The sequence below is a fragment of the Actinoallomurus acaciae genome (genome assembly GCF_042429965.1).
Taxonomy (GTDB): Bacteria; Actinomycetota; Actinomycetes; order Streptosporangiales; family Streptosporangiaceae; genus Actinoallomurus; species Actinoallomurus acaciae.
Genome location: NZ_JBHLZP010001050.1, coordinates 1 through 1,288, shown reverse-complemented (window position 1 = coordinate 1,288; position 1,288 = coordinate 1). Strand labels below are relative to the sequence as shown.

2 protein-coding genes are annotated in these 1,288 nt (G+C 76.4%); both read left to right on the top strand.

Annotation, left to right across the window (positions count from 1 at the left end; all coding sequences use genetic code 11):
- The coding region (locus ACFFNX_RS50340) for a polysaccharide biosynthesis protein (protein ID WP_378213602.1) at nt 1-969 on the top strand (969 nt) is incomplete at its 5' end.
- Nucleotides 970-993: 24 nt separating this feature from the next.
- A partial coding sequence (locus ACFFNX_RS50335; protein WP_378213601.1) for a hypothetical protein occupies nt 994-1,288 on the top strand: 295 nt, incomplete at its 3' end.

Genomic DNA, 1,288 nt, shown 5'->3' with positions numbered 1-1,288 from the left:
CGCCGCGTGCCGGTCACCGGCGCGTGCGGCGCGGACGGCGCGCGGCTGTGCCGGCGGCTGCGCACGCTTCACCCGGCCGCGCTCGTCCAGCTCGACCACGACGAGGACGGCCTGGCCAGGCTCGCCGCCGAGAGCGAGACGGGCCGCTGCGCGGTGGTGGACATCAGGGACGGGCCGCGCGTCGACGCGCTGTTCGAGGACGTACGGCCCGAGCTGGTGCTGCACGCGGCCGGCTTCAACCACGACCCGCGTCCGCTGGAGCGCCGGCCGTCCGCGGCGGTCCGTACGAACGTCCTCGGCACGCGCAACCTCGTCCGCGCCGCCCTCCGTCATGACGTCGAACGCTTCGTCCTGGTCTCCACCGACCAGGCCGCCGAGCCGGTGTCGGTTCTCGGCGCGACCCGTCGGCTGTCCGAACTGGTGCTGCACTCGGAGGCGGGCGGCTCGACCTGTTTCGCGGCCGTACGCGCCGGCGGGGTGCTGGGGTCGAGCGACTCCCCGCTGAGCGCGATCGCCGGCCGGCTCTCCGCGGGGCAGCCGGTCACCGTGGCCCATCCCGACGCCACGCGGCACCTCATGTCCGCGCGCGAGGCCGCCGAGCTGGTGCTGGAGGCGACGGTGATGGCCGAGGACGCCGACACGTTCGCCCTCGACACCGGCCCGCCGTCGTCGGTGCTGGCGGTGGTGGGCGCGCTCGTCGACGGGCTGCGCGTGCCGGACGCGACGATCCGGTTCACCGGGCTCGGCCCCGGTGAGCGGCTGCGCGCCCGCTCGTTCGCCGAATCGGAGGAACGGGTACGGACCGCCCATCCGCTGATCTGCGCGACCCGCGCCACCGCGTCGGCCCACGGGCGGGGCGAACCGCTGACCGCGCTGCTCGACGCGGCCGCACGCGACGCCGACGACGAGGTACGGATGCTGATGCGGCGGATCCTGCCCGAGTACCGGCCGCATGAGGAACGCCCGTGACCGGCCCCCGGCGGAGGAGGTCCCGTGACCGAGAGCGATGACGGCCCGCGGCTCCGTGTCGCCCTGGTGCTCGACCGGTTCGAGGGCGGTCCGGCGCGGGCGGCGCTGACCGCGGCTCTCGCGCTGGACCCGGAGACGTACACGCATACCGTGATCACCGGCGCGCGGGGCGGGCTCGACGCGTGGGCCGAGGAGTCGGGGGTGCGGGTCGTACGGGCGCCGGGGCAGAGCGCGCTGGCCGAGGCCATCGGCGCGGGCGCGTACGACGTCGTTCACACGCACGGGGGAACGGCCGGGCGGTTCGCCGCCGCGCGCGTCG